The 21,625-nt window shown below is 66.7% G+C and carries 23 protein-coding genes and 3 tRNA genes; 17 read left to right on the forward strand and 9 right to left on the reverse strand.

Annotated elements, in window-relative coordinates:
- Nucleotide 1: 1 nt before the first annotated feature.
- Complete coding sequence (locus QNO06_RS00750; RefSeq protein WP_227912495.1) at nucleotides 2–514, forward strand: metallophosphoesterase family protein; 513 nt, start codon at nucleotides 2–4, stop codon at nucleotides 512–514.
- Between the two features lie 84 nt (nucleotides 515–598).
- Here QNO06_RS00750 and QNO06_RS00755 read toward each other — a convergent pair whose 3' ends face one another.
- The 4 genes from QNO06_RS00755 to pta form a co-directional block, all read right to left on the reverse strand.
- On the reverse strand, nucleotides 599–1,786 hold the full coding sequence (locus tag QNO06_RS00755; RefSeq protein ID WP_227912494.1) for a zinc-dependent alcohol dehydrogenase: 1,188 nt from the start codon (nucleotides 1,784–1,786) through the stop codon (nucleotides 599–601).
- 137 nt (nucleotides 1,787–1,923) lie between these two features.
- The gene (locus tag QNO06_RS00760) at nucleotides 1,924–2,343 is read right to left on the reverse strand and encodes a hypothetical protein (RefSeq protein ID WP_227912493.1); all 420 of its coding nucleotides are present in this window, start codon (nucleotides 2,341–2,343) and stop codon (nucleotides 1,924–1,926) included.
- A gap of 149 nt (nucleotides 2,344–2,492) precedes the next feature.
- A complete protein-coding gene (locus tag QNO06_RS00765) occupies nucleotides 2,493–3,638 on the reverse strand; it encodes an acetate/propionate family kinase (protein ID WP_227912492.1) in 1,146 nt (381 codons plus the stop codon).
- Nucleotides 3,639–5,711: a phosphate acetyltransferase gene (gene pta, locus QNO06_RS00770; RefSeq protein ID WP_227912491.1), complete on the reverse strand. Its 2,073-nt coding sequence runs from the start codon at nucleotides 5,709–5,711 to the stop codon at nucleotides 3,639–3,641. It lies immediately after the preceding gene.
- 231 nt (nucleotides 5,712–5,942) lie between these two features.
- On the opposite strand from pta, the gene QNO06_RS00775 reads away from it, so the two are divergent.
- From QNO06_RS00775 to QNO06_RS00800, 6 genes are all read left to right on the forward strand, one after another.
- Complete coding sequence (locus QNO06_RS00775; RefSeq protein ID WP_227912490.1) at nucleotides 5,943–7,460, forward strand: amino acid permease; 1,518 nt, start codon at nucleotides 5,943–5,945, stop codon at nucleotides 7,458–7,460.
- Nucleotides 7,461–7,506: 46 nt separating this feature from the next.
- Nucleotides 7,507–7,854 (forward strand): thiamine-binding protein, encoded by a 348-nt coding sequence (locus QNO06_RS00780; RefSeq protein ID WP_227912489.1) that lies wholly within the window; start codon nucleotides 7,507–7,509, stop codon nucleotides 7,852–7,854.
- A 31-nt stretch (nucleotides 7,855–7,885) separates the two neighbouring features.
- Nucleotides 7,886–8,530, forward strand: coding sequence for an O-methyltransferase (locus QNO06_RS00785; protein WP_227912488.1), 645 nt, complete (start codon nucleotides 7,886–7,888; stop codon nucleotides 8,528–8,530).
- 40 nt (nucleotides 8,531–8,570) lie between these two features.
- Nucleotides 8,571–9,083: a GNAT family N-acetyltransferase gene (locus QNO06_RS00790; protein ID WP_227912487.1), complete on the forward strand. Its 513-nt coding sequence runs from the start codon at nucleotides 8,571–8,573 to the stop codon at nucleotides 9,081–9,083.
- The gene (locus QNO06_RS00795; protein WP_227912486.1) at nucleotides 9,083–10,006 is read left to right on the forward strand and encodes a spermidine synthase; all 924 of its coding nucleotides are present in this window, start codon (nucleotides 9,083–9,085) and stop codon (nucleotides 10,004–10,006) included. Before QNO06_RS00790 ends, QNO06_RS00795 begins: the two co-directional genes overlap by 1 nt.
- 81 nt (nucleotides 10,007–10,087) lie before the next feature.
- Nucleotides 10,088–12,301, forward strand: coding sequence for a catalase (locus QNO06_RS00800; protein WP_227912485.1), 2,214 nt, complete (start codon nucleotides 10,088–10,090; stop codon nucleotides 12,299–12,301).
- 97 nt (nucleotides 12,302–12,398) lie between these two features.
- Here the strand turns inward: QNO06_RS00800 and QNO06_RS00805 are convergent, their stop codons facing one another.
- Complete coding sequence (locus tag QNO06_RS00805; protein ID WP_227912484.1) at nucleotides 12,399–13,829, reverse strand: NCS2 family permease; 1,431 nt, start codon at nucleotides 13,827–13,829, stop codon at nucleotides 12,399–12,401.
- 115 nt (nucleotides 13,830–13,944) lie between these two features.
- Here QNO06_RS00805 and QNO06_RS00810 point away from each other — a divergent pair, with 115 nt between their 5' ends.
- Complete coding sequence (locus tag QNO06_RS00810) at nucleotides 13,945–14,550, forward strand: copper resistance CopC family protein (RefSeq protein ID WP_227912929.1); 606 nt, start codon at nucleotides 13,945–13,947, stop codon at nucleotides 14,548–14,550.
- Here the strand turns inward: QNO06_RS00810 and QNO06_RS00815 are convergent.
- Nucleotides 14,547–15,140 (reverse strand): NAD(P)/FAD-dependent oxidoreductase, encoded by a 594-nt coding sequence (locus tag QNO06_RS00815; RefSeq protein WP_227912483.1) that lies wholly within the window; start codon nucleotides 15,138–15,140, stop codon nucleotides 14,547–14,549. The two genes, QNO06_RS00810 and QNO06_RS00815, sit on opposite strands and share 4 nt — an antisense overlap.
- Before the next feature lie 190 nt (nucleotides 15,141–15,330).
- Here QNO06_RS00815 and QNO06_RS00820 point away from each other — a divergent pair, with 190 nt between their 5' ends.
- A complete protein-coding gene (locus QNO06_RS00820) occupies nucleotides 15,331–16,335 on the forward strand; it encodes a universal stress protein (protein ID WP_227912482.1) in 1,005 nt (334 codons plus the stop codon).
- Nucleotides 16,336–16,371: 36 nt separating this feature from the next.
- Here QNO06_RS00820 and QNO06_RS00825 read toward each other — a convergent pair whose 3' ends face one another.
- Together QNO06_RS00825 and QNO06_RS00830 are read right to left on the reverse strand one after the other, a co-directional pair.
- Nucleotides 16,372–17,310: a cation diffusion facilitator family transporter gene (locus tag QNO06_RS00825; protein WP_227912481.1), complete on the reverse strand. Its 939-nt coding sequence runs from the start codon at nucleotides 17,308–17,310 to the stop codon at nucleotides 16,372–16,374.
- A 9-nt stretch (nucleotides 17,311–17,319) separates the two neighbouring features.
- Nucleotides 17,320–17,679, reverse strand: a complete 360-nt coding sequence (locus QNO06_RS00830) for a metallopeptidase family protein (RefSeq protein WP_227912928.1) — start codon at nucleotides 17,677–17,679, stop codon at nucleotides 17,320–17,322.
- 145 nt (nucleotides 17,680–17,824) lie between these two features.
- On the opposite strand from QNO06_RS00830, the gene QNO06_RS00835 reads away from it, so the two are divergent.
- The 8 genes from QNO06_RS00835 (at nucleotide 17,825) to QNO06_RS00870 (ending at nucleotide 20,755) form a co-directional block, all read left to right on the forward strand.
- Nucleotides 17,825–17,897: transfer RNA gene (locus QNO06_RS00835), tRNA-Glu, on the forward strand.
- Nucleotides 17,898–17,956: 59 nt separating this feature from the next.
- Nucleotides 17,957–18,030 (forward strand) — tRNA-Asp (locus tag QNO06_RS00840).
- Nucleotides 18,031–18,086: 56 nt separating this feature from the next.
- Nucleotides 18,087–18,162 (forward strand) — tRNA-Phe (locus QNO06_RS00845).
- Nucleotides 18,163–18,415: 253 nt separating this feature from the next.
- Nucleotides 18,416–18,913, forward strand: a complete 498-nt coding sequence (locus QNO06_RS00850; RefSeq protein ID WP_227912480.1) for an Asp23/Gls24 family envelope stress response protein — start codon at nucleotides 18,416–18,418, stop codon at nucleotides 18,911–18,913.
- Nucleotides 18,914–18,985: 72 nt separating this feature from the next.
- Nucleotides 18,986–19,177 (forward strand): DUF2273 domain-containing protein, encoded by a 192-nt coding sequence (locus tag QNO06_RS00855; protein ID WP_227912479.1) that lies wholly within the window; start codon nucleotides 18,986–18,988, stop codon nucleotides 19,175–19,177.
- A gap of 11 nt (nucleotides 19,178–19,188) precedes the next feature.
- Nucleotides 19,189–19,563, forward strand: coding sequence for a hypothetical protein (locus QNO06_RS00860; RefSeq protein ID WP_227912925.1), 375 nt, complete (start codon nucleotides 19,189–19,191; stop codon nucleotides 19,561–19,563).
- Nucleotides 19,560–20,147 carry a DUF6286 domain-containing protein gene (locus tag QNO06_RS00865; protein ID WP_227912478.1) on the forward strand — a complete coding sequence of 196 codons (588 nt, stop codon included), beginning with the start codon at nucleotides 19,560–19,562 and terminating at the stop codon, nucleotides 20,145–20,147. The genes QNO06_RS00860 and QNO06_RS00865 overlap by 4 nt, the downstream gene beginning before the upstream one ends.
- The gene (locus QNO06_RS00870) at nucleotides 20,144–20,755 is read left to right on the forward strand and encodes a hypothetical protein (RefSeq protein WP_227912477.1); all 612 of its coding nucleotides are present in this window, start codon (nucleotides 20,144–20,146) and stop codon (nucleotides 20,753–20,755) included. The genes QNO06_RS00865 and QNO06_RS00870 overlap by 4 nt, the downstream gene beginning before the upstream one ends.
- A 19-nt stretch (nucleotides 20,756–20,774) precedes the next feature.
- On the opposite strand, the gene QNO06_RS00875 is transcribed toward QNO06_RS00870, so the two are convergent.
- The gene (locus QNO06_RS00875; RefSeq protein WP_227912476.1) at nucleotides 20,775–21,623 is read right to left on the reverse strand and encodes a DUF8083 family protein; all 849 of its coding nucleotides are present in this window, start codon (nucleotides 21,621–21,623) and stop codon (nucleotides 20,775–20,777) included.
- Nucleotides 21,624–21,625 lie beyond the last annotated feature (2 nt).

Below are 21,625 nucleotides of genomic sequence, written 5' to 3' on the forward strand. Positions count from 1 at the left end.
CGTGGCCACTCAGCTGCTGGTCCTTTCGGACACCCATCTGCCCACCCGTGCCAAGGTACTTCCCGAGGTGCTCTGGCAGGACATTGAAGCCGCAGACATCGTGGTGCATGCCGGGGACTGGGTGAACGTTGAACTGCTGGAGGAGATCCAGGCCCGTTCCCGCAGCCTCCTGGCCTGCTACGGAAACAACGACGGCGCCGGGCTGCGGTCCCGCCTGCCGCTGGTGGCGACGGCGGTGGTCGAGGAGGTGCGGCTCGCCGTCGTGCATGAAACCGGTCCCGCACGGCTGCGGGAAGAACGCATGGACGCGCAGTTCCCGGATACCGACCTGCTGATTTTCGGGCACAGCCACATCCCCTGGGATTCCACCGCCCCGTCCGGGATGCGCCTGCTGAACCCCGGCTCGCCCACCGACCGGCGTCGGCAGCCCTTCTGCACCTATTTGCGCCTGGACCTCGACGGGAAGAGCATCACTGCCGACCTCCGGCGGCTTCCGCCGCGGAGGGCCGCTTAACGCGGGTAGCGCTTAAACGGCAAAGGCCGGGGTGCCTTGCGGCTGCCCCGGCCTTTGCCGGTGGTGCTTGGTACTGCTGGTGCCCTAGTTGCTGGCGCCCGGCTGGAAGACAACCTTGATGCAGCCGTCTTCCTTCTTCTGGAACTTCTCGTACAGCTCCGGTGCATCCTCAAGGGAGGCCTGGTGGGTAACCAGGTTGGTGACGCCCAGCGGATCGGCGGGATCCTCGACCAGCGGCATCAGGTCCTCGGTCCAGCGCTTGACGTTGCACTGGCCCATCCGCAGGTTCAGCTGCTTGTCGAACATGGCCATCAGGTTCATCGGGTCGGCCGTGCCGCCGTAAACGCCGCTCAGGGACACCGTGCCGCCGCGGCGGACCGCGTCAATGGCACCGTGCAGGGCGGACAGGCGGTCCGTTCCGGCGGTCTCCATTGCCTTCTGCGCCAGCTTGTCCGGCAGCAGTCCGACGATGGTCTGGGCTGCCTTGCCCACGGGGGAGCCATGGGCCTCCATGCCGACGGCGTCCACCACGGAGTCCGGTCCGCGGCCGTCCGTCATTTCACGCAGCTCGTCGGCGACGTCCTTGTGCAGGTCCAGGGTTTCCACGCCGTACTGGCCGGCGAGCTTCCGGCGTTCCTCCACCGGCTCGACGCCGATGACACGGTAGCCCAGATGTGTGCCGATGCGGGCGGCGAACTGGCCGACCGGGCCCAGGCCGTACACGGCGAGGGTGCCGCCGTCGGGCACATTGGCGTACTGGACGCCCTGCCAGGCAGTGGGAAGGATGTCGGAGAGGAACAGGTAACGGTGGTCCGGGAGTTCGGTGCCGACCTTGATGGGGTTGTAGTCGGCCAGCGGCACCCGGAGGTACTCGGCCTGCCCGCCGGGAACGGAGCCGTACAGCTCAGAGAAGCCGAAGAGGGCAGCGCCGGAGCCCTTTTCGCGGACCTGGGTGACCTCGCACTGGGTCTGCAGGCCCTGGCGGCACATGAAGCAGCTGCCGCAGGCGATCTGGAAGGGAACAACCACGCGGTCGCCCTTCTTCAGGCTGGTGACGGCGGAGCCGACCTCTTCCACAATGCCCATGGCTTCGTGGCCGAGGATGTCGCCTTCCTTCATGTAGGGCAGGAGCACTCCGTAAAGGTGGAGGTCGGAGCCGCATACAGCGGTGGAGGTGACCCGGATGATGGCGTCGGTGGGTTCCTGGATGGTGGGATCAGGTACTTGCTCCACGCTTACGGAGTTTTTCCCCTGCCATGTAACTGCTTTCACGTGCGATCCTCCTGCTGGTTGCATTCTGAGTGCGTTGAAAGAACTTATCCCCATTGTGCCAATTCATAAGCGTACTGACAAAACAGGCCGCAGTCAGGGGTTTGCGGAAAGTCTGCAGGTGAGCGGGCGCGTGGAGGCTAGGAGTTTCGGCCGGTCCGGCTCGGGCGCGGTCCCGGGAGTACCCGGGGGTCCCGCGCCAGGATCATGTCCAGCGCGGTTGCATTATCCAGCGTTTGCCGCGCGGACAAGGGTGGCGGCTGCAATACGGCCCGCGCGGCGTCTGCCGGGGGCAGCTGTACGCCCACATGAAGCGCCGGGACGGTGGGAGCTGCGCGTTCGACCTCGCGGGCGGCATCTGCCAGGACCTCCAGTGCCGCGTCCTCGATGCCGGCAGTACGCGTGAGGTTAATGAGGATGTTGGCACCGAGCGTTGCCGTATGGCGCAGGATATTCAGCAGGGTGCCGCAGTTGGAGCCGGTCAGGGCACCCCGAACTTCAATGGAGGCGGCTGCGTTCTTCGTATCTACGCTGACCAGGACCCGCAGTGGATCTTCCATGTCATCTCCACGCCGACAGTGCTCCCGGCCACTGCTCAACCGGGTATCCCACCGTACAACGGCCGTTGCCCTGCTGTCTGCCGTTTACCCCGTCTTTGGCCTTGCCGGCGGCAAGGCCGGCAGGGCAACCGCCGGGCAGCAGGGGTGGATCAGAATGAAGCGGCGGGTTTCCGGCTCCCGGCGACGACGGCGGCCGTGGCTTCTGCGATCGCTTCCTCTTCATCCGTGGGCACTACCAGGGCCGGAATTGCCGAGTCCGGCGTGCTGATCCGCCGGGCCTGCTTCCCCCGGGCAAGGTTGGCCTCCGGATCCAGCCGGATACCCAGCGGGCCGAGCTGGTCCACCACCAACTCCCGGAACTTCCCGGAGTTTTCTCCGATTCCCGCGGTAAAGACCACCGCCTGCGCACCGCCCACGGCCACATGGTAGGCGCCGATGTACTTCGCCAGCCGGTAGGCGGCAACGGCCAGGGCCAGCCGCGAGCGTTCATCGCCGGCGTCCGCGGCCTCCTCGATGCTGCGCATGTCTGACTCGCCGGCCAGGGCCCTTAACCCGGATTCGCGGTTGAGCATATTGTCCAGGGTGTCGGCGTCATAACCCTGGCGGGCCAGGAACACCAGGATGGACGGATCAACGTCTCCGCTGCGGGTACCCATCACCAGGCCCTCCAGCGGCGTGAATCCCATGGAGGTGTCGATGCTCTTGCCGTCCTGAATGGCCGCAACGGAGGCGCCGTTGCCCAGATGGGCGATGACGGCGCGGAACCGTTCGGGCTCTATGCCCAGGAAACGCGCGGCGGCCGGAGCCACGAAGCCGTAACTGGTGCCGTGGAAGCCGTAGCGCCGGATGCCGTGCCGGCGGTACAGGCTGTCCGGCAGCGCGTAGCGCCAGGCCCGTTCCGGCAGGGTGCGGTGGAAGGCGGTGTCGAAAACGGCAACCTGGGGAATTGACGGCCACTTGTCGTGTACTGCCCGGATACCCATGGCGCTGGCCGGATTGTGCAGCGGTGCCAGCGGGCTCAGCCGCTCAATGGAACGGACAATCTCGTTGTTCACCAGGACCGGTTCACTAAAGCGCTCGCCGCCGTGCACCACCCGGTGGCCCACGGCGTCGATGCTCCGCCCGTCCAGTTCCCGCCGCAGCCGGGTACTGAGTTCCTCGAGCGCCGCGGTGTGGTCCGGGATTACGTCACCGATCCGGTCGATGAGGCCCTTTGTGAGCAGCTCCTGGCTGTCTGTGTCCCGCACCTGGTATTTCAGTGACGACGAGCCTGAGTTGATGACCAGCACCAGCATTTAGTCCTCCTGTGCCTGGACGGCGGTAATGGCCACGGTGTTGACGATGTCCTCCACGGTGCAGCCGCGGCTGAGGTCGTTGACCGGTTTGCGCAGCCCCTGCAGGATCGGTCCCACCGCCACCGCCCCGGCGGACTGCTGGACGGCCTTGTAGGTGTTGTTGCCGGTGTTCAGGTCCGGGAAAATGAAGACCGTTGCCTGCCCCGCCACGGAGGATCCCGGCGCCTTGGAGGCCGCCACCGAGGCGTCTACGGCGGCGTCGTACTGGATGGGGCCTTCCACCGGAAGATCCGGCCGGGCGCGGCGGACCAGCTCGGTGGCCTTGCGGACCTTCTCCACGGAACCGCCGGTGCCGGAGGAACCGGTGGAGTAGGAGAGCATGGCCACCCGGGGCGTGACGCCGAACTGTTCGGCGGTGGCGGCCGAGGCCAGTGCGATGTCCGCCAGCTGCTCCATGTCCGGTTCCGGATTCACGGCGCAGTCGCCGTAGACCAGGACCCGGTCTGCCAGCAGCATAAGGAACACCGAGGACACAATCTTTACGCCCTCCTTGGTGCGGATGAACTCCAGGGCGGGCCGGATGGTGTTGGCGGTGGTGTGGGCGGCGCCGGAGACCATGCCGTCCATCCGGCCCAGCTGGACCATCATGGTGCCGAAGTATGCCCCATGGAGCATACGCTCCTGCGCGTCCTCCAGGGTGACGCCCTTTTTCTGGCGCAGTGCCGCGTATTCGCGGGCAAATTCGTCCCGCAGGGCACTGGTGGCGGGGTTGATGATGTTGACGTTGGAGAGGTCAATGCCTTCACTTGCCGCCAGTTCGCGGATCTGCCCCTCCGGTCCCAGGACCGTCAGCGCACATACGTCGCGCCGGCTGAGGATCTCCGCTGCCTGCAGGATCCGCACGTCCAGTCCCTCCGGCAGGACAATGCGCTGCCGGCTGGCGCGGGCGCGCACAATGAGCTCGTTGAGGAACCGCAGCGGGGTGGTGGTGGCCGGCCGGGGAAGCGCCAGCCGTTCCAGCAGTTCCACTTCGTCCACGTGCCGGGACCAGGTACCCAGGGCGGCCGCCACCTTGCGCCGGTGGCCGCTGGAGATCTCTCCGCGGACGCGGCTGACCCGGCGCGCCGTCGTATAGGTATCCGTGCTGACATCGAACACCGGGAACGGCGCGGAGGCCAGCAACTCAAGGATGGCCGGCTCCACCTCCATGCCGCCGGTGAGGATCATGCCGCTCGCCACCGGGAAGTCGGAGGAGAAGGAGGAAGCAAGGGTAGCCACCATCACGTCGGCACGGTCCGCCGGCACAATCACCAGCGTGCCGTCAGTGAGCTGCGGGATGAAGTTGCCAACCGTCATGGCCGCCACCTTCACTGCTGAAACATCCCGCTCCAGGGTGGCGCTGCCGGCCACCTGGCGCGCCTGCAGCGCTTTCTGTACCTCGGCGATGGACGGCTGGGAGATTTCGCTCTGTTCCGGAATGACATAAACCGGGCGTCCGCTGTTGCCCGGGCGCATGGCCGCAGCGATGGGTTCGACTTCCGACGGCGCGGCGCGGTTGACCATCATGGCCAGCAGATCGCATTTGGCATCGGCCAGCTGGCGGCGGGCCACGTCCACGGCATCCGCCGTTTCTGCGGCGCTCATTTCCTGGGCGTTGACGACGGCGAGCACCACGGTGCCCAGGTCATTGGCCAGGCGGGCGTTGAGATCGAACTCGAGGGCGACGTCGTGCCCGGAAAGGTCCGTGCCCTCCACGATCACGACGTCGCAGTTGGCGGCGATCTCGCTGTAGACGGCCAGGCAGCGGGCATCCACCTCGCCGCGCTCACCGGCGACCAGCAGTGCACGCAACTGGGCCCGGGTCAGCCCCCCGCGGCAGGTGGCGGGGCCAAGGTCGAAGCGGCTCTGCATCAGTTCCACCATGGGGTCCTGCGCCGGATCGTCGCCTTCGACGATGGGGCGGAAGAAACCCACCCGGTCCGCGTGGCGGCCCAGCATGTCGGCCAAGCCGAGGCTGATCAGGGACTTGCCGGATCCGGGCGTCATGGCGCTTACATAGATTCCGCGGGCCATAGCTGTGATCCGTTCGTAGCGGGGTTCTTCCCATCCCGGGGGCGGGGTGGATCAGGTCACATCCATACTCGCAAAAGCGTGCGGCAGTTGCCAGCGGAGCACGCTTCACCCCAGGCGCGGTACAAGGCTTCGTGGACTCTTCTGTCTCAGGATGTGAGACTAAAATAAGTGCCGCCGGACGCCCAGCCTACGATTGACCGGTTATATTCCTCAAGACAAGGCGAGGACCACGTGAGTCTCTTCCGTACCAAACCCATCGAAGCTTCCCTGGCGGACGCCGACGAACCTGGCCGCCGGCTGAAGCGGTCACTCACCGCGTGGGACCTGATGATCATGGGCGTCGCCGTCGCTGTGGGTGCCGGCATCTTCTCGGTGGGTGCCAAAGCTGCGGCGGAGTTCTCCGGCCCCGCCGTCACCATCTCTTTCGTGCTGGCGGCCGTCACCTGTGCGCTGGCCATCATGTGTTACGCCGAGTTCGCCACCGCCATTCCCGTTGCGGGTTCGGCGTACGTCTTCAGCTACGCCACCATGGGCGAGTTCGTCGCCTGGATCATCGGCTGGAACCTCATCCTCGAACTGTTCACCGCCGCAGCGGTGATCGCCAAGTACTGGGGCATCTACCTCAGCGAGGTGTTTGCCCTGATCGGGGTGGATATCCCGGCAACCCTTCACCTTGGACCCATTGACCTCACCTGGGGTCCGTTCCTGATTGTCACCGCGTTCACCATCCTGCTGGTGATGGGCACCAAGCTCTCCGCACAGGTGGGCAACGTCTTTACGCTGATCAAGGTGGGCGTGGTCCTCTTTGTGATCGTTGCCGGTTTCTTCTACGTCAAGGCGGAGAACTACTCCCCGTTCATCCCGGATTCGGTGTCCACTGCCAGTGAAGGCAGCTCGGGCGTTATGCAGCAGTCCCTGTTCTCCTTCCTGACCGGCGCAGCGCCGGCCCAGTACGGAATGCTCGGCGTTTTCGCCGGCGCCGCCGTGGTGTTCTTTGCCTTCATCGGCTTCGACGTGGTGGCAACCTCCGCCGAAGAGGTCAAGGATCCAGGCCGGACCCTGCCGCGCGGCATTTTCGCCGGGCTGGCCGTAGTGACACTGCTTTACATCGGTGTATCCCTGGCCCTGACGGGCATGGTCTCCTACACGGATCTGGCGACGGCGGAAAACCCGAACCTGGCCACCGCCTTCACCATGGTGGGCAACACGGCCGCCGCGAAGGTCATCGCCGTTGGATCACTCATCGGACTCACCACGGTGATCATGGTGCTGCTGATGGGCCTGGCCCGGGTGGTGCTGGCCATGAGCCGCGACGGCCTGCTGCCCCGTGGACTGTCCCGCACCAGCGACAAGCACTCCACCCCGGCGCGGCTGCAGATCCTTTGCGGCGCACTGGTGGCCTTCGTGGCCGGGTTCACGCAGGTGGACGTGCTGGAGGAAATGATCAACATCGGCACGCTGTCCGCCTTTGTGGTGGTCAGCCTGGGCATCCTGGTCCTGCGGAAGAAGCGCCCCGACCTGCGGCCGGCCTTCCGGGTTCCGTTCGGGCCCGTCATTCCGGTCCTTTCCGCCGTGCTGTGCCTGTACCTGATGACCAACCTGGCCGTGGAAACCTGGCTCTACTTTGCCGGCTGGCTGCTGATCGGTTTCCTGCTCTACTTCGCCTACGGCCAGCGGCACTCCCGCCTGAACGAGAAGTTCTCAGACGTGGCCCGTGCCGGCGCAGGCAGGGACGCCGCGGAAGCGTAGCGCGTTTCCCCGTGCGCGGTTCCGGGCGGGGTGGCACACTGGGCGGATGCTAGTTGCCTTCTCAGTTGCCCCGTCCGGAACCGGACCGCAGACCCTTCCCGCCGGAACAGGTGATGCCTCGGTGCACGACGCCGTAGCCGCCGCCGTGAGGATTGTCCGCGAGTCCGGGCTGCCAAACTCCACCGATGCCATGTTCACCACCCTCGAGGGTGAGTGGGATGAAGTCATGGACGTGGTCCGCCGCGCCACGGAAGCGGTGGGCCGGTACGGCAGCCGGGTATCGCTGGTGCTCAAGGCGGACATCCGCCCCGGGCACGCCGGCGAGCTCACCGGCAAGGTGGAACGGCTTGAGAAGGTGCTGGCCGAACAGGACGAATACGGCGGCCACGCCTAGCGGCCGCTTATCCGAATGAACGGAGCCTGCAATGGAGCAGTGGAAACAGGTAGAGGACTTCCTGGCCGGCGTGATCGTGCAGCCGGACGATGACCTGAGAGCCATCGTCGCAGCGACCGCCGCCGCAGGACTGCCGCCCATCGAGGTCTCCGCTGCGCAGGGGAAGCTCCTGATGCTGCTGGCCCGCCTGTCCGGTGCCCGGCGGATCCTGGAGATCGGCACGCTGGGCGGTTTCAGCACCGCGTGGCTGGCCAGGGCACTGCCGCCCGGGGGAGAACTGGTCACCTGTGAATATGAGCCCCGCCATGCGGAGGTGGCCCGCGCCAACCTGGCCGCCGCCGGACTCGCGGACCGTGTCACGGTGCGGGTGGGTGCGGCACTGGACATCTTGCCGGCACTTGCCGGGCCGTTTGACCTGTTCTTCATCGATGCGGACAAGGCCAACAATCCGGCCTACGTGGACTGGGCAGTGAAGCTGTCCCGGCCCGGCAGCGTCATTGTGGTGGACAACGTGGTGCGCGGCGGCAGTGTCCTGGACGCTTCCGGTGACGACGCCGTGCAGGGCACCCGGGAAGCCCTGTCCGTGCTCGGATCTCATCCGCGGCTGGAGGCTACGGCCCTGCAGACGGTGGGATCCAAGGGCTGGGACGGCTTCGCGCTGGCCGTGGTCGGGTAACTGTCGGGTAACCCGCCCGCGGCCGTCCTAAGCTGTAGTTATGAGCTTTAGCATCCGGCGCGCCGCGGCAGGCGACGCCGAGGATTTCGTTTCCGTCCATCTGCAGGCCTGGCGGGAAAGCTACGCCCATGTGCTGGGGGACGAGGTTTTCACCCGCCGGGAAGCGGACCGTGCCGCCGCCGTCGACCACCGGCGTGCCCGGCTGGCCGAGCAGGCACTGGACCCGGAGATCGGAAATTGGGTGGCGCACGCAGGCGACGGCCGGCTCCTCGGTTTTGCCTCTGCCGGTCCTGCCCGTGACACCGGCATTGATGTTCCGCTGGAGCTGTGGTCCATCTACATCCTCGCGGAGGCATATGGAAGCGGCGTAGGCCAGGGTCTGCTGGAGCACGCCGTCGGCGACAAACCGGCATATGTATGGGTGCTGGAAGACAATCCACGCGCCCAGGCCTTTTACCGCCGCAACGGTTTCATCCCGGACGGTGCGTCCAAAAACCTTCCCCAGGTATGGGCCGGAACCGGCATGCTCGAAATCCGCATGGTGCGGCGCTGATGGGGCGCCAACGGCCGGGCAAGGAACCGGCAGCGCCGGCCGGCGGGGGAACCGGCCCCGTGGCCGGCAGCTATCCGATTGACACCGGCACGTGTGAGCTGGTGCCTGATTCGTTTAACCCGGACGGGTGGATCCTGATGGTCAACGGGGTGCACAGCTCCCACATTGACCTGGCCGATCCGCGCCATCTGGACTTCGAATACATGCGGTGGATCGCGGCCCTGGTCGAGTCCCGCTGGAAACCGGATGCCACCCTGCGTGCCCTGCACCTGGGCGGTGCCGCGTGCTCGCTGGCACGCTATTTTGCCGCTGTATATCCGGGGGCCCGGCAAGTGGCCGTGGAACTGGACGGCCGGCTGGCCGAGCTGGTCCGCGGTTGGTTCGACCTTCCGCGGGCGCCGCTGCTGCGGCTGCGGGTGGGGGAGGCCCGCGCCGTCACCGAAACGCTGCACGAGGACAGCCGGGAGCTGATCATCCGCGACGTGTTTGCCGGCGCCAAGACCCCGGTTTCACTGACGACGGCGGAGTTCACCGAGCATGTACGGCGCGTACTGGCGCCGGGCGGTGTGTATGTGGTCAATTGCGGCGACACTCCGGATCTGCGCGGAGCGCGGGCCGAGGCAGCAACCATTTGCGCAGCCTTCGAATACACGGCGGCCATCGCCGATCCGGCCATGCTGAAGGGCCGCCGCTACGGCAACATCATCCTCGCCGGCAGCGATGCCCCGTTTGCGCAGGACCCGTCGCTGCCGCGCACCCTGCTGGGCGGCGGTGTGCCCGCGCACCTGTGGGACGACGCGAAAATGCGCAGCTTCGCTGCCGGTGCCCGTCCCCTGCATGACGCCCCCGCTCCGGAGGACGGGGAAGCCCCCGAACTGCCTGGGGCAGGGGCACCCGGGGAGAGGTCCCGGCCCGGCAAGTAGTCAGCATACTTATTACCTGGGTAGGGTGGAGGAATGGGCGCCGCTTCTGCGGGGCCTGGACCGACCCATGATGGAGGCTGCATGTTCAGCAAGAACTCATCCGAAACCAATCCGCCCGTCCCCGGCGCTCCGGCATCCCAGGCGCCCGAGTTGGCCGAACCCACCTCGCCGCGCGAACCGCTTCCGCCCAAGCCGGATCAGACCGGGCCTGAAACCGTCTCCGCCACGGGTGTTCCAACCGGCGCCGCGAAGGCTGCACGCGCCCAGAGTGGACCGTTCCTGACCACCGCCCAGGGAGCCCGGCTCCGGGATACCGACCACTCCCTCAAAGCCGGACCCCGCGGCCCAGTGCTGCTGCAGGACCACCATCTGCGGGAGAAAATCACCCACTTTGACCATGAGCGTATTCCGGAGCGGGTGGTGCATGCGCGCGGCGCGGCGGCCCACGGAACATTCGTGGCCAACGGCACCGCCGAAGGAGTCACGCAGGCGGGCTTCCTCGCCAAGGGCGTGGAGACCCCCGTTTTTGTGCGCTTTTCCACCGTGCTCGGCTCCCGCGGCTCCGCGGATACCGTTCGGGACACCCGCGGATTCAGCACCAAGTTCTACACAGCCGAGGGCAACTATGACCTGGTCGGCAACAACATTCCGGTGTTCTTCATCCAGGACGCCATCAAGTTCCCCGACGTTATCCATGCGGGCAAGCCGCATCCGGACCGCGAAATACCGCAGGCCCAGAGTGCACATGACACCTTCTGGGACTTCGTTTCCCTCCACACCGAAGCACAGCACCACACCATGTGGAATATGTCGGACCGCGGAATTCCGCGCTCCTACCGCACCATGGAAGGCTTCGGCGTCCATACCTTCCGCCTGGCGAACGCCGCCGGCCAAACCACGCTGGTGAAGTTCCACTGGAAGCCCCGGCAAGGCGTGCATTCCCTTGTCTGGGAAGAGGCACAGATCATCAACGGCATGGATCCGGACTTCCACCGCCGCGATCTTGCCGACGCCATTGAAGCCGGCGCGTTCCCGCAGTGGGACCTGGGCATCCAGGTGTTCCCGGACACCGAGGACGAAATGTTCGAGGGCATCGATCTGCTGGATCCAACCAAGCTGGTACCCGAGGAACTGGCGCCGGTGCAAATCATCGGCACCATGACGCTCAATGCGAACCCCACCAACTACTTCGCCGAAACCGAGCAGGTGGCCTTCCATCCCGGTCACCTGGTGCCCGGCATCGACGTCACCAACGACCCGCTGCTGCAGGGCCGGCTGTTCTCGTACATCGACACCCAGCTGACGCGGTTGGGCGGACCGAACTTCAGCCAGATCCCCATCAACCGGCCGCATGCACCCGTCAATGACATGCTCCGGGACGGCTTCCACCAGGATGCCGACCATGCCGGCGTCGCACCGTACCAGCCCAATTCGCTGGACGGCGGATGCCCATTCATGGCGGGGGCGGACATGGGGGCGTTCATTGATGTTCCCGCGCCGGTGCCCGCCTCCCGCAAGGTCCGCGAGAACCCGGCCACCTTCGATGACCACTACAGCCAGGTGCGGATGTTCTTCCGCTCCCTGACGCCGGTGGAGCAGGACCATGTGGTCCAGGCCTACACGTTTGAGCTGGGCAAGTGCTATGAGGAGAACATCCGCCTGCGCCAGCTCCAGTCACTGGCGAACATCGACGAACGGCTGGCCGCCGAAGTGGCAACCGGACTGGGACTCGAAGCGCCTGCCCCTGACACCGCGGTTGAAGACACGGACCCAAGCCCCGCGCTGAGCCAGATCGGGGCTTCGTGGCCCGTGGCAGGGCGCGTGGTGGGCGTAGTTGCCGACGATTCCACCGACTTGGGAGCACTGTCCGACGTGCTCACTTCCCTGAACGCGGCGGGCATGGTTCCGCTGGTCGTCGCTCCTCACGGCGGCAAGCTCGGCGGGGAAGTCACGATCCAGCGGACCTACCTGACGGCCCGCTCCACCGAGTTCGACGCCGTTGTTGTAGCAGCGTCGGGTGCTCCGGCACCCGACGTGGCGGACAGCCTGGACGCGAAGGCCGGCAACCCGGAGGGCCATCCGTCCCAGGACCCACGGGTCACCATGCTCCTGGCCGAAGCCTTCCGCCATGTCAAGGCTATTGGGGCCTGGGGCGACGGAGCATCAGTCCTTGCGGCTGCGGGCATCCCTGCGGAAACGCCCGGCGTAGTTGTGGGCGGTGCTGCCGAGGTTGTGTCCGGAGTGACCGGGCTGCTCGCCAACCACCGGGTTTGGGAGCGCTTCCCCATAGCCTGACCTGTCCCGCCAATCCGCGGACGAACGAATGATGAACGAATAAGGGGATCTGCGGCAGCAGCCGCAGATCCCCTTATTCGTCCTGTTCGGAACCGGCCTAGACTCCGAGGAGCTCGGTGATGGGACCCACTCCGAAGTACAGGACAAACGCAGCAGCCACCACGTACATCAGCGGGTGGATTTCCCGGGCGCGGCCCTGGCAGAGCCTGATGACGGTGTAGGAGATGAACCCGGCACCCAGTCCGTTGGCAATGGAGTAGGTAAAGGGCATCAGTGCGAATGTGAGGAAGGACGGCAGGGCCAGTCCAATGTCCGTCCAGTCGATCTTGCCCACCTGGGAGACCATCAGGTAACCCACCACCACCAGGGCCGGAGCCACGGCCTCGAAGGGGACGAGGTAGATCAGCGGGGTCAGGAACATGGCCACGATGAACAGCAGGCCGGTTACCACGGAGGCCAGGCCGGTCCGGGCACCTTCACCGATGCCGGCGCCGGATTCCACGAAGATCTGGTTGGAGGAAACACCGGCGCCGCCGCCGGCTACTGCACCCGCTGCGTCGACCAGCAGCACGCGCTCAACGTTGGGGATGTTGCCGTCCTTGTCGAGGCTCCCGGCCTCGCTGGCCAGGCCCACCATGGTGCCCATGGCGTCGAAGAAGATACTCAGCAGGATCACGAAGACCAGCAGCGAGGCGGCAATGCCGCCCAGGGTCTGGAAGGAGCCAATGAGGCTGACGTCGCCGATCAGGGAAAGATCAGGTGCGCCCCATTCCGGCATGCTGGGGGTCACCAGCGACCAGCCGGTGGCGGTTCCGGCGCCCTGGCTGCCCGGGCTGGCCAGCCACTCAACGATTACCGCGAAGATGGTGGAGGCCACGATACCGATGAGGATGGCGCCGCGGACCTTGCGTGCCATCAGCACAATGGTCAGCAGCAGGCCGAAGACGAATACCAGGGTGGGCCAGCCCAGCAGCTCGCCGCCGTTGCCCAGCCCCAGGGGAACGGTGGTGCCCGCGTCGTCCGGGTTGCGGCGCACAAACCCGGCGTTGACCAGTCCCACGAGCGCCACGAACAGGCCGATGCCCACCACAATGGCGGTCTTCAGGCTGGGCGGAACCGCGCGGAACACCGCGGTGCGGAAACCGGTGAGCACCAGGATGACCATCGCCAGGCCGGCAATGACCACCAGGCCCATGACGTCCGGCCAGGTGAGCCCGTCATTGGTGGCAACAGTAACGGCCACGAAGGCGTTGACGCCCAGGCCGGTGGCAATGGCGAAGGGGTGCTTGGCCCAGATACCCATGATCAGTGTCAGCACGCCGGCCACCAATGCGGTGCCGGCGGCGACGGCCGGGCCGGGAAGGGTGTTCCCCATGGAGTCTTCGCCGCCAAGGATCAGCGGGTTCAGGACCACGATGTAACTCATCGCGAAGAAGGTGGCCAGGCCGCCGCGCACTTCGGTGGAAAGGGTTGAACCACGTTTAGTGATTTCGAAGTAGCGGTCCAGCTTTGAACCTTGTTTGAGCATGACGCGTCCTCTGAACTGAACAAATGGTGGGATGGTGAGGGGAAATCCTGCATCTTGATCTTATCGCGGGCGCATGGCGGTCCCTTTGATCCCGTGCCGCTAGGCTGAAGCTGTGATGAATTTTGCACGCAGTTTCCTTTCCCGGTCCGGTTGCGCCGCCGCCGCCGTTGCAGCACTGACGCTGTTTGCCGGGTTGCTGCTGACCGCTCCGCCAGCTGCCGCGCACGATGAGCTGACGGGCTCCACCCCCGTGGACGGTGCAGTGCTTCCCGCTCCGCCGCAGTCCGTGGAACTGACCTTTTCCAACGTCCCTGCCGCCATCGGTTCCGAAGTGCGGGTGCTGGACGAGGAAGGCATGGACTGGGCTGAGGGGGACGTGCGGATCCTGGACAACAGTGCAACCCAGCAGTTGAGGCCCGGTGCGCCCGCGGGCAGCTACACGGTGCAGTGGCGTGTTGTGTCTTCCGACGCCCATCCCATTGAGGGGACCTTCGCTTTCAGTGTGGCCGCCGGAGCAGACACCGGTTCCGGTTCCGCCTCACCCACCGGCACGGCGCAGACCAATGCCGCCGGGCCCACCGGCATGACGCAGACCCCGGTCCTGAACCAGCCGGAGGAGGGCGGATCTCCGTGGCTTGTGGCGGTTCCGGCCGTAGTGGTGCTGATTGCCGTTGCCGTATTGATTGCCCTGGTGGTCCGCAGGCGGCTGCGCGAGGACTAAGCAGGCGGTGCGGCGTCCGCGATCGCTTCGCCCGCTGCCCGGGCCTGGCGGATGAGGCTTCCGACGGGCAGCGGATCCACGCCCACCAAATACACGCCAATGCCGCGCAGGGCCGTGGCTGCCCCGGGGCCTGAGCCGGCGCCCACGGCGCGGGAAAGCTTCCGCAGATCGGCCCGGGAGCAGCTGGTGAGGACAACGTAGTCCGCCAAGAGCAGTTCCCTGCCCGTGCGGACCGCCCATTTCCCCGCGGCGGGGGCCGGCACCGGTGCCGGCAGCACGCCGTCCGCGGGAGAGGCGAGGCTGATCTCCCGGGCCTCGGAATCCTCCCGGACATCAAGGTGGTGCCCTGCCGCGTAGGCCTGCAGCAGCCGCACCAGCTCCACCCGCTCGGGGAAAACCGCGGGCTCTCCGGACGTTTCACGGATGGCATCCGCATCCGCCACCGGACCATGGATGACAATGGAGTCCACACCCTGCCGGCTCAGCTCCCGGGCCACCGCCATGCCGCTGAGGCCGCAGCCGATGACGACGGCGCCGGTCAGTTCAGTGAGCGGCGCCGCGGCGTCGTCGTTGGTATCTGTGTCAGGCATGTTCATCGGCGGTTCTTTCCGAGAGTCCTGGTTCCGGAACCTCAGCCCACCCCCAGAGCCTCAGCGCCCTGCCGACGAACCATATAGGCAGATGCTGGCCAGCGGTAGCGTAGCCCGGAGCCCGTGCGCGGTACGCTACTGCTAAGGACAGCCGGAAGGTGTACCGGTTGGGGACCGGAAGGAGCAGCACATGACTGATTCGACCTGGGGAGCCGGGAACGGTGCGGAAGGACCCGCGGGCATTGTGGTGGGTGTGGACGGTTCCGATCAGAGCATCTGCGCCTTGTTCTGGGCGGCGCGGGAGGCCCGGCGGCGGCGATGCCCGCTGCACGTGGTGACCGCCTACACGGTGCCCATCTTCGCCGCGTCCTCCATGGACGCCGGGTACACCACGGTGGATGACGAGATGATCCGCGAGGGCGCGCAGCAGGTCCTGGATGACGCCGTCGAGCGCATCAGCCACTACGGCGTGGAAGTGATCCCGCGGGTGGAGACCGGGGACGCAGCCGCCGTGCTGCTGGAACTGTCCGAAGACGCCGACCTGATGGTGGTTGGTTCCCGGGGCCGCGGCGGATTTGTCGGGCGCCTGCTCGGATCCGTTTCCAGCGCCCTGCCCGCACACGCAAAGTGCCCCACCGTAGTGGTCCCGCTGCGCACCGCCGGGCGGCTGCCGGACTCCGGGGTGCGGCCCCCGGCCAACTCACCCGATCCCGGTGCGGTGCACCAAGCCGTGGTGGTGGGAGTGGACGGTTCCGAACAGGGCCGGGCAGCTTCCCTGGTGGCCGCGGAACAGGCGCAGGGCATGGGCCTGCCGCTGCGCATCCTGTGCGCGCTTCCCCCGTTCACCGGTTCGCTGGCGTGGGTGCCTGCGCCGCTGGACATCGAGGCCCTGCACGCAGAGCTGCGGGAGCAGCTCGACGCCGGGAAGGACTGGCTGCAGAGCCACTTCCCGAACCTGGAAATGAGCGTTGAGCTGGTGGACGGCACACCGCCGGAAATCCTGGTGGAGCGCACCGCCAAGGTGGAACTGCTGGTGATGGGTACCCGCGGACGCGGCGGTTTTGCCGGCATGCTGCTCGGGTCCACCAGCCAGAGCGTGCTGCACCATGCCAAGGGGCCCATGATGGTGGTGCCGGACCATGAGGACCCCCGCCTGCTGGACCGCCCCAATTTCGGACCCATGGTGATGGAGTAGCCCCGGCCGCGGGGTTCCCTGCGGGAAGGCCGGCCGCTAGGCGTGCTGCTGGCCCTCGTGCACGGCGTGGCTGGCCGGCTCCAGCTGGAAGGTGCAGTGCTCGGTGTCGAAATGGCTGCTCAGGCACCGGGTAAGCCGGTCCAGGACCCGGTCCATGCCCTCCGACGTCAGATGCTCATCCTCGACCACCACATGCGCTGAGAATACCGGCACCCCGGACGTGATGGTCCAGATATGGATATCGTGCGCGTCGGCCACCCCGTCCACCGACACTATGTGGTCGCGGATCAGTGCCACTTCCACCCCTTCCGGGGTCGCCTCAAGGAGGACGTCAATGACTTCGCGCAGCAGCGACCAGGCGCGGGGCAGGATCATCAGGGCAATCAGGATCGAGGCCCAGGCGTCCGCCCGCTGGTAGCCGGTGGCCATAATCACGACGGCGGAAACCACCACTGCGGCCGAGCCCAGGAGGTCGCCGAGCACCTCCAGATAGGCGCCCCGCACATTCAGGGACTCCTTCCGTCCCGAGTGCAGCACCAGCAGGGACGCCAGGTTTGCCAGCCCGCCCACTACAGCCGCAGCCAGCATCAGCCCGGTGTGGACATCCGCGGGGTCGCTTCCCAACCGGCGTACCGCCTCGATGAAAATGACTGCGGCAATCACAATCAGCAGCACGGCGTTGGCCAGCGCGGCCAGGACTTCGGCCCGCTGGTAGCCGTAGGTGCGCCGGGCCGTGGCCGGCCGCCCGGCAATCCAGGCGGCCAGCAGGGCAATGGACACCCCGGCGGCGTCGGACAGCATGTGCCCGGCGTCGGCCAGCAGCGCCAGTGAACCGGACAGCAGGGCGCCGGCAGCCTGGATCAGCACCACGGACATGGTGATGATGAAAACGGTCAGCAGGCGGCGGCGGTGCTTTCCGGTGGCGGTTCCGGAGCCGAGGCCGTGCGAATGCGTGTGGCCGGTGGGGGCGCTCATGCTTTAAGGCTAGCCCCAACCCAATTCGTGCAGGCGTTCGTCGTCGATCCCGAAGTGGTGGGCTACCTCGTGGATCACGGTGATGCGCACTTCGTCCACTACTTCCTCCCGGCTGGAGCACATCCGCAGCAGCGGACCCCGGAACACCACAATGCGGTCCGGCAGGGAACCGGCATCCCACCACGAGTCGCGCTCGGTCAGCGGCGTGCCCTCATAGACGCCGAGCAGTTCGGTGTCAGGGTCCTCGTGCGGGCCGGGTACGTACTCGTCTTCGATGAAGACGGCCACGTTGTTCATGGCGGAGGACAGGTCCGCCGGGATCGAGTCCAGCGCTGCTTCCACGCAGGTCTCGAACTCGTCCGGGTTCATCTCGATTGGCACCCTTCCACTGTAGTGGCGCACGCCTCACCTCAGCCGTTTTGGATATTCCGGAAAATAGACCTATAGTTTTAGAGTCCACAACGGCGCGAAACGACTGGTTCTCCAGCCGCTTCAAGCAATGTGTGTTCTGTTGGCCCCCATCGTCTAGCGGCCTAGGACACCGCCCTTTCACGGCGGCGGCACGGGTTCGAATCCCGTTGGGGGTACTCAGGAGTGGTAAATCCGCTGGAAATAATCTGGTAGAGTTTACACTCGTGAAAAGCAAGGCCCTGTAGCGCAGCTGGTTAGCGCGCCGCCCTGTCACGGCGGAGGTCGCGGGTTCAAGTCCCGTCAGGGTCGCTCAGATTTTCTGAAGCGATTTGGAAGATCACGGTGATCATCGGTTGATGATGCCAGGCTCTGTAGCTCAGTTGGTAGAGCGTTCGACTGAAAATCGAAAGGTCACCGGATCGACGCCGGTCGGAGCCACCAGCTAAAACCCCGTAGCTGCCTCGCAAGAGGCAGGACGGGGTTTTTCTTTTGTCCGGGGTCCTTTTGTCCGGGGTCCCGTCCCGCCAATTCGGAGAGCGTCGACGCGGCTGCTCCAAACTTCCCACGCTGTGGGACTGCTGTTACCCGTGGGGTCACATTGGCCCCTCTGGTACCGAAGCGTGGGAATTCCCGTTCCCCGCATGCGCGCCACGCGCCCTGCACAAAGGTCCGGCCCCCGGGATACGCTGAAGCCATGGATGAGCTTCGCAACACATCACCGGCAACTACCCCCGTTTCCCCGGCACACGCAGCCCCGGCCACACCGTCTGCTGACCCCGCCGGCGCCACTGATGCCGCCGTCGTCGTCGGCCGCACCGCCATCAGCGAGCAGGCAGTGGCAAAGGTCGCCGCCATCGCCGCCCGCGCAGTGCCCGGCGTATTCGCCCTGGGCAACCCGACCGGGCGGGCACTGGGTGCCGTGCGTGACGCTGTCGGTGCCTCCAGCGCCACGCAGGGAGTTCACGTGGAGGTCGGGGAACGGGAGGTGGCCGTGGATATTGCCCTGGTTGCCGTGTACGGAAACGCGCTGACCACCGTGGCCAACAATGTCCGCGCAGCGGTCTACGGATCCGTGGAGCAACTGGTGGGGCTGCGCGTGGTGGAGGTGAACGTGGACATCACCGATGTCCACCTGCCCACCGACAATGCTGAGGCTGCCGCCAAACCGGTGGCCGGCGCCAAAGCGGTATAGGGTCAAAAGCACGTTCCTCGAAAGGACGCACCAGGCCGTTTGGCCGTTAGACGCAGGTTATGAGGCAGGCAAATGAAAGCAACTGTGGTGGGCATGGCAACGGGCGCCGTATTGGCTTTCGCGGCGCTGATATTCGACTTCTGGGGCTTTCTGCTGACCGCCCTGTTTATTGCCCTCGGCGCGCTGCTCGGCCGCGCAGCGGAGGGCAAGATTGATTTCCGCAGCGTTTCGGACGCCCTGACCGGCCGCCGCTCCTCTTCGTGAGCAGCACTGTTATGTCCGCACCGCCGGCGCTGGACACCGGAGCCGTCCTCGCCGGGCACAACCGGATCAGCACCCAGGCACTGACCAGCACGGCAAAGGCCGCCGCGGCGGAATACTTCGGTGTGCCGGCGCAGCAGATCCGGGTGCTGTGGAGAGATGACCAGGGACTGCTGGCACTGTCCCTATCCCTGCCCATAGCGCTGCCGCCGCTCAATACCCTGACGCCGGCCATGCTGGAGCTTGCCGGCGGCACGGTATGGCAGCGGGCGCACGCCGCCAAGCCGGTGCTGCTGCAGCGCGTGGCCGAGCTCACCGGATCACGGCTGTCCCGCGTGGATATCCGGATCACCGGCGCCCTCCCGGCCGAAGGCAGGCGGGTGCGGTGAAGCGCGCCGACGTTGAACTGACGGACCGGATCGTCAAACGCGAAACCCACTCCGCCCGCACGCCGGCAGCGGTGACCGCGGCAGCCATCGGCATCCTCTTTTTCGCCTATGTCCTGCTGGAAACCGTGCTTCAGGCCCTGGGGCAGGACGCCTGGCTGATCGACCCGCCCACCTTCTGGCGCTGGCTGGCGAACCTGCCCGCCCGCTCTGACCCGCTGATCCTCGGCTTGTCCGGCGGGCTGATCTTCCTTGCCGGCCTGCTCTTTTTCCTGCAGGCGGTGCTGCCGGGATGGCGTGCCCGCTACGCGCTGCCCAACCCGCGTGCCGCCGTCGTGGTGGACGGCGAAGTCCTGGCCGCGTCCCTGGCCCGCTGCGCCCGCACCAGTGCCGGCGTCACGCCGCAGCAGGTGCTGGTCACCGTGGGCCGCACGGCGGTGGATGTGCAGATCCGGCCGACGTCGGGTACCCCTGTTGACCCCGAGGCCGTCCGGGCCGCTGTGGAGGAGGAACTGCAGTTGACCAAGTTGAACCCGCAGCCGGCTGTACGCGTGCAGGTTGCCTCGTCCGGGGTGATCGGACAGTGAACGCCACACCGCGGGCCCTGAACCGTTTCCTGCTCGCACTGCTGGGCCTGCTGCTGATGGGTGTCGGCGGCGGGCTGGCGCTGATTTCCGCCTGGCCGGCCGCTGCCCGTGCCTGGCACGGCTTCGCCGCCCGGGCGGGCACAGAAGGAGCCGCCGCCTTCTCATCCACGGTCATGCCCGGCAGCGGTGCCAGTTGGATCTGGGGGGCCGCCGCAGTGCTGTCCTTTGTGGGCATAGTGCTGATGGTGCTGTGGATGGCTGCCCAGGGCGGCGGCCGCACGGACACGCTGGTCTCCGAATACGACGACGACGGCGCCCCCGGGCGGGTGGCGATCAGCGGCGGCGTGGCTGAGCAGGCGTTGCGCAACGCGTTGCAGCAGGACCCGGATGTCGCGGGTTCCGCAGTGAGCACCTACCGGGTGAGGGGACGCAGTGCCCTGCGGGTGCGGATCACCCCGCGCCAGGGGGCAGCCCCGCACCTGATTGCCGCTGATGCCACCGCTTTGGTGGAAAGCCTGGACCTGGCCCTGGGTCATGAAACACCGGTCCTGCTGAGCTTGGAAGCGGGCCGACGGATCCGTCTGGGCCGGGAGGACCGGGTCCGCTAGGGCGGCCAGCCGCCCGCCGCTAGGAGGCCCGGGCCAGCTGCCGGATGGGAATCCACCGGGAGGCGAGGCGGCGGTAGGCCGCAGCCGCGCCGGTCATGTCGCCGTCGGCCAGGGACTCGATGCCCAGCCGGACGTCCGAGGGGGAATCGTCGGGGAACACCAGGTCCGCCACCGGTCCGTAGTCAAGCTCCAGCACGGCGTCCGGATCGAAGACCTCCAGCCAGGCGATCAGTTCCGCCAGTTCATCCAGCAGGTCCAGTTCCGGCGCGGCCATGGACAGCGACGCCGACGCCGCCCGGGCCCGTTCGATGCACTGCAGCACCGGTGCGGACAGCCGCACGGTCTGCACATGGCCGTCGTCCTCCACCACTTCGGTGTGGTCCTCCTCGTGCAGCAGCACGAACCAGCCGAACGGCACACCCCAGGTGGCGGAGCGGGTGTGCAGCTTGGCCAGCGAATCGGCAAAGGAATCCGGATCCAGCCGCGCTGCGTGGGCCTCGCGGGCCACCTCGGGCACCAGCACGTCCACCAGCGGTCCGCGGATGGACTCGCCCAGGGATTCAGCGGCCAGGGAAGTGCGCACCGCCAGCTGGTTGGGGCAGTAAAGGCGGTTGGTCACCCCCTCCTGCGCGGGGTAGTGCAGCACCCGGACCAGGTCCGTGGCGTTGTGCGGAAACGGATCCGAAACCACGCGTACCAGCCGGCGGACGGCGTCGGTGCGCTCCAGGACCTCGGTTTCGTGCCGGCCGCGGGCCCGCTGCTCCATGATGGCCAGCTGCTGGACGTCATCGAAGGCATCCAGCGGCTCGTAGACCCGCAGGTAAGAGACGAACGGGAAGGTCCGGTACAGCGAGGGATGCCGCGCCACGG

Origin of the sequence: Arthrobacter sp. zg-Y20 (assembly GCF_030142075.1) — a bacterium.
GTDB lineage: Bacteria > Actinomycetota > Actinomycetes > Actinomycetales > Micrococcaceae > Arthrobacter_B.